A 4,964-nucleotide genomic window follows, 5' to 3' on the forward strand; every position below is an offset into this window, starting at 1 on the left:
GCCTGGTGGAGCTGAGGGGATTCGAACCCCTGACCTCCGCAGTGCGATTGCGGCGCTCTCCCATCTGAGCTACAGCCCCGTCGAGGCGCCGGCCTTGTAGGCCGAACCCGATAAACTCTTTCCGATCAACCTGTTGCGGCTTCCTGCTAGACCGCTTTGGATGAGAAAGCAAGGCGCCTGATAAGGGCTCAAGGAGGCGTTTCAGCCACCTCGTTGTGACACCAGTATGACAAACTTGAGTGTATGCCTCTGGGTCATAAAACGCATCAGGTCACACCGGCATGAGGCGGTTTCAGCGGCTGAGAGTGGGATCCCCGCTGCCCGATCAGCGATCATCCTTCGGCGAACCGGATGACACCCGTTCGACCAGGCCCAGCAACGATACCTGCTCAGCGAAGCGTCGAACCGATTTCCAATCCTAGGAAACGACGCGAACGGGTCGAGGGCATACGAGCGCTGCCTGGCTTGTCGACCCAGTGTCTGGGCGCAAAGATGAGCTGAGTGCTAGAGCGCTTTCATCCATGACTGTAGAGCTTGCCCAGGGCCTCGACCCCTATCGGCTACGTATGAAGCGTCAACATCCCGTGGAACGACACCGTAGCGTGCTTTGAAAGCCTTTGAGAATGCCTTGAGGGTGTCGTACCCGCAGGCATAGGCAACCTCCGAGATCCGTTTCTGCGAGCTGCCTTCCAGACCGGATAGCATTCGCATTGCCCACGAGAGCCGGCGGTTGCGGATGTATGTCATCACGCCACCTTCCGCTTCGAAGATTTCATAGACCGGAGTGCGGGATAGCCCGAACTCCGTGCACAAGACGTCTACCCCGAGGTCGTTTCGACTCAGATTTTGCTCAATATATTGTCGCACCTTTATCTCTCTAGGAGGGGCTGGAGCTTGAGAGCTGCTCTCGACCGGCGGAACAACAGCGTTTAACGATGCGACGATCCCGTCGGCCAGAAGCTTCTTCTGCTTAGTGTCAAGCTGCTCGATGCAGGAGTGTGTGTTTCGAATAAGGTCGGAAAGAAGTCTGACGAGCGGTTGATTGCTCGGAGAAATAATAGACTGATGAAGATCGGAGGGTTCACCCAGCCGAGCATCGAGATACCGACGTGGAATTATCACATTCAAGCCGCTTACACCCCAGGATCGAGCCTGAGACTGTTGCGATAAATCGAAAAAACTAACCGATCCGACTGGGATCGCCTGCTCACCGTCACTGGTGATGACGGAGGCCTTACCAGCCGTAATCAGGCTGAGCATCACATGATCAACGCCTTGACTGGCGATCTGGAAGGGCGTGCGCTCGACTATCTGGGGCGGCGCAGCAATCTCATTGAGAATAAGCCCTCCGAGCTGCCAAGAATGAAAGCGGACGCATCGCGAAACCGGCGTGGCGGCGGTCAGCGTCGGCCGCACGATCGTCGATACCGCCTGTACCCAGGCCTGGGCTCGGTCTCGGTCGCTCTCAATCTGATCGAACCCTGGATCGATGAAGTCCGGCATAAGGTGCTCGTGGCGCACTACCCTAGGTAGACACACGGCTATTAGTGTCAACCCCGCCCGGAGAGATATCGACCTATGATCGCAATCACGAAGTAAAGGACGATAGGCGACATGAAAAGTACGATGGTAGACACCTTATATGTTCGCTGGGCCGAATAATTACCTTCGCTTAAACTTGCGGATCCGATCCTGAGCAGGTCTTCGAGAAAGACACCTCGCCCAAAAGGGGACCGCCTCTATGTCTTCCAACATCACCCTCTCTGCCGCGACGCGCACGAACCTGCTGTCCCTGCAGGACACAGCCAGCCTGCTCGCAACGACGCAGAACCGCCTCTCGACCGGTAAGAAGGTCAACACTGCGCTCGACAGCCCGGTGAACTTTTTTACGGCCCAGTCCTTGGGCGCGCGATCGTCGGATCTGTCGAGCCTCCTCGACGGCATCAGCAATGGCATTCAGACCATCCAGGCCGCCAACCAGGGAATCACAAATCTGCAGAAACTGACTGATCAGCTCAAGTCGACTGCTAATCAGGTGCTTTCGGCCAGCAACGCGTTCACGGCAAAGGCAAGCCTTACCTCGAAGGCCCTCAATGGGGCTGTGGACACGAACCTACTATCGACGGGCGCTACTCAGGCTCTCGGTACCGCAATCGGCGCTGGTACTGGCGCTAGTGAACAGACCCAGACGGGAACGGTCGATCTTTCTGTCGCTGCCAATTTGACGGCAGTTCAGGGTAAGACCTTCAACGTTGATGGCGTGTCAGTTACAACTGGCGGTGGGTATGCCGACGCCAATGCTTTCGCCAGTGACCTTTCTACCAAACTCCAGGCAGCCGGATCGTCGGTCGAGGCTTCCATTGTCGGAAATCGGCTTGTATTAACTGGAACTGCAGATGGTGGTTCCTTTGTTAATGCTTCGGGGGCTGCTGCGACAGCAGCGCTGGGCACCACGCCTGCAAACGTAACTGGTACTCTGGTTCCGACTGCCTCAACGAAGGTAACGGGCCTGGGTTTTGCCGACGGGGATACTTTTACCGTCAATGGGTCGGCGGTGAAAATCTCAAGGAGCGACACACTTAATACTCTTGCTCAGAAAGTCGCGGCCGCTACAAACGGCGATGTGACTGCTACCTATGACGAAACTGATCGCCAGTTCAAATTCACTGCTAAGGATGCTAAGACATCCGTCAATTTCGGAAATGGGTCCACTTCGACTGCTCTGGTGTCCAAGCTTGGGTTTACGACCACGACTCAGTTTGCTGCTGGTCTTGGAGAAACCGGATCGACATCTGATCTGAGCAATAACAACATTCTTCAGGTGACTGTCGGCACGGGCACGAACGCCAAGACGACAGCAATCACATTTGGAACTGGTCCCGGCCAAGTTTCGACGCTCGACCAGCTCAACGACGCTCTGGCATCGTATGATGCCCAGGCTACAATCGACAGCACCAACCATTTGACGATCACGACGACTAACGACGCCGGTTCGCAGAACTTGACGCTTAGCGGTAGCGCCGTCAGCGGAGGCAATTTCCTGTCTTCGTCATCCGTCGCTAATATCGGAGGTGACGGTCAGAGTGCTCGCGCTAAGCTCGTCAACGACTACAATGGTCTGCTTACTCAGATTGATCAGATGTCGAAGGACTCTGGCTACAACGGCGTCAATCTACTGAACGGCGACTCGATGAAAGTAAGCTTTAACGCGAACGGTAGCTCTTTCATCAATGTTAAGGGCGTGGCGACTACGGCGGACAGCCTTGGTCTCAAGACTGTGACCAAAGACGACTTCATCGACAACGACTCTGTTAGCAAGGTTTTCTCGCAGATCACGTCCGCCGCTAATACCCTGAAGTCACAGGCTGCTACCTATTCGTCAAACTTGTCTGTTGTCCAGAACCGTCAGGATTTTACGAAGGGTATCATCAATGTGCTCGACACAGGTTCGGCTAATCTGGTGAATGCCGATATGAACGAGGAGGCTGCAAATTCGCAGGCACTTTCTACTCGTAACTCGCTCGGCATCTCTGCTCTTTCCCTAGCGAACCAAGCTCAGCAGGGCGTGCTGCAGCTCCTCCGCTAAGCAACAAGAGGGCGTTGGCGAAAGACGGCCGAGGTTATGCCTCGGCCGCACTGCAATTTACTGGTTCCTGCCTGCTTAGGGTGCGTTTGCAATGTATTCTGACCCAGTCACAGCGTGCTATCGCTCTCTTGCCAATGATTTATACGCTGACACCTGCTGCAAGCGGATCTGCGTGATGGTCAGGCGGATGCAGCGGGACGGCTCACGCATGCCGCACGAACTTCACCTCATGACCTTGTCACGGCAGCTATTGTCCACGACAAAGACGTTTGGCAACTATGTTGTGTCCCTCCACACGCATGTCGAGGAAGGCAACTATGAAGCCGCCCTTCTAGTGGGCCAGGCAATGATCGAGCACGAGACGATGTTGCACGGGCTTCTGGTTGGTGAGACTCCGAGACATCACTCAGCTCTCAACTGAAGGCAGAGTAAGTCCTCGCAGCTTATGTTTTTCATAGAGCGTGTTGGCTTAATGTCAGCGGCTTGGCGATCAATCGGTAAGCCAGTCACGAGGGGCCTTATTTGGGGTGGGCGCGATCAGAAAAGCGGTCGGTCGCTGTTATAGTATCGACCGGTAGATCGTCGACTGGTCGGTGGTACACATCATTGCCCAGGTACCGGAATTCGTCATTGAGCTTGTAGCCATCGAGGTCGACATACCAGCAACGGCGCGATGGGCTCCACCTATAGTGTCGTGCCTTGAGCAGAAAATTCGCTTCCATAGGTGAGTGTTGAGCCCATAGCCGCATTGTCGGATTCCCGGCAGCTTCGAGCAAGCACGAGAGGGGTAACCGTCCGGACACTTTTAACGGCGTCGCCAGCAGGCGGAGCGCAGCTTGGCAGTCGTTGATCGCACGGTGGCCAGCGTGGAAGTAGCCGTGGTCCGTCAGCAGATACCCGAGCTTTGTGCCCTCGTGCCGCTCAGCGCGCCACGGCACTTGGATGCACGAGCAGGCCCAGTTCTTCTGCGCGAAGATGGGCCAGCGACGCTCGCAGAACGGCCGGTCGAAGTTGGCGTAGTGCGCTATAACGATGGCGGCATCGGCGGCGAACGCCTGCACGGCTGCATCGTCGATCAAGCGTAGGGGTGGACGCCCCCTGACGGCATCGATGTGCCAGAGTGGAGGTGTTGCAACACCACTGCAGGAGGCGTCCATGGGTGAGGTTAGCACAGTCGGGATCGATCTGGCGAAATCAGTTTTCCAGGTTCACGGCGCGGATACGAGCGGTGTCGTCGTTTTCCGCAAGAAGCTGCGGCGTGATCAGGTGCTGACGTTCTTCTCGACACTTCCGCGTTGCGTGGTTGCTATGGAAGCATGCGCCAGCGCTCATTACTGGGCCCGTGAGATAGCTTTGGCAGGCCACGAAACGCGGCTCA

Annotated in this window: 3 protein-coding genes, 1 tRNA gene and 1 pseudogene; 2 read left to right on the top strand and 3 right to left on the bottom strand. The window is 56.1% G+C overall.

Translation table 11 applies throughout. The annotated features are described in order from the left end of the window. Positions 1 to 3 precede the first annotated feature (3 nt). Together H288_RS0131685 and H288_RS34650 are read right to left on the bottom strand one after the other, a co-directional pair. A tRNA-Ala gene (locus H288_RS0131685) sits at positions 4 to 79 on the bottom strand. 425 nt (positions 80 to 504) lie between these two features. Further along, positions 505 to 1,503, bottom strand: a complete 999-nt coding sequence (locus H288_RS34650) for an AraC family transcriptional regulator (RefSeq protein WP_081636613.1) — start codon at positions 1,501 to 1,503, stop codon at positions 505 to 507. A gap of 238 nt (positions 1,504 to 1,741) precedes the next feature. On the opposite strand from H288_RS34650, the gene H288_RS34655 reads away from it, so the two are divergent. Then, entirely contained in the window at positions 1,742 to 3,586 is a 1,845-nt protein-coding gene (locus H288_RS34655; protein WP_081636614.1) for a flagellin, read from the top strand. 518 nt (positions 3,587 to 4,104) lie between these two features. Here the strand turns inward: H288_RS34655 and H288_RS34660 are convergent. Continuing rightward, positions 4,105 to 4,743 (bottom strand): 3'-5' exonuclease, encoded by a 639-nt coding sequence (locus H288_RS34660; protein ID WP_081636615.1) that lies wholly within the window; start codon positions 4,741 to 4,743, stop codon positions 4,105 to 4,107. Here H288_RS34660 and H288_RS34665 point away from each other — a divergent pair. Continuing rightward, a pseudogene (locus tag H288_RS34665) lies at positions 4,742 to 4,964 on the top strand (IS110 family transposase); the annotation flags it as partial. The gene H288_RS34660 and the pseudogene H288_RS34665 overlap by 2 nt on opposite strands.

This window comes from Methylobacterium sp. 285MFTsu5.1 (assembly GCF_000383455.1).
Taxonomy (GTDB): domain Bacteria; phylum Pseudomonadota; class Alphaproteobacteria; order Rhizobiales; family Beijerinckiaceae; genus Methylobacterium.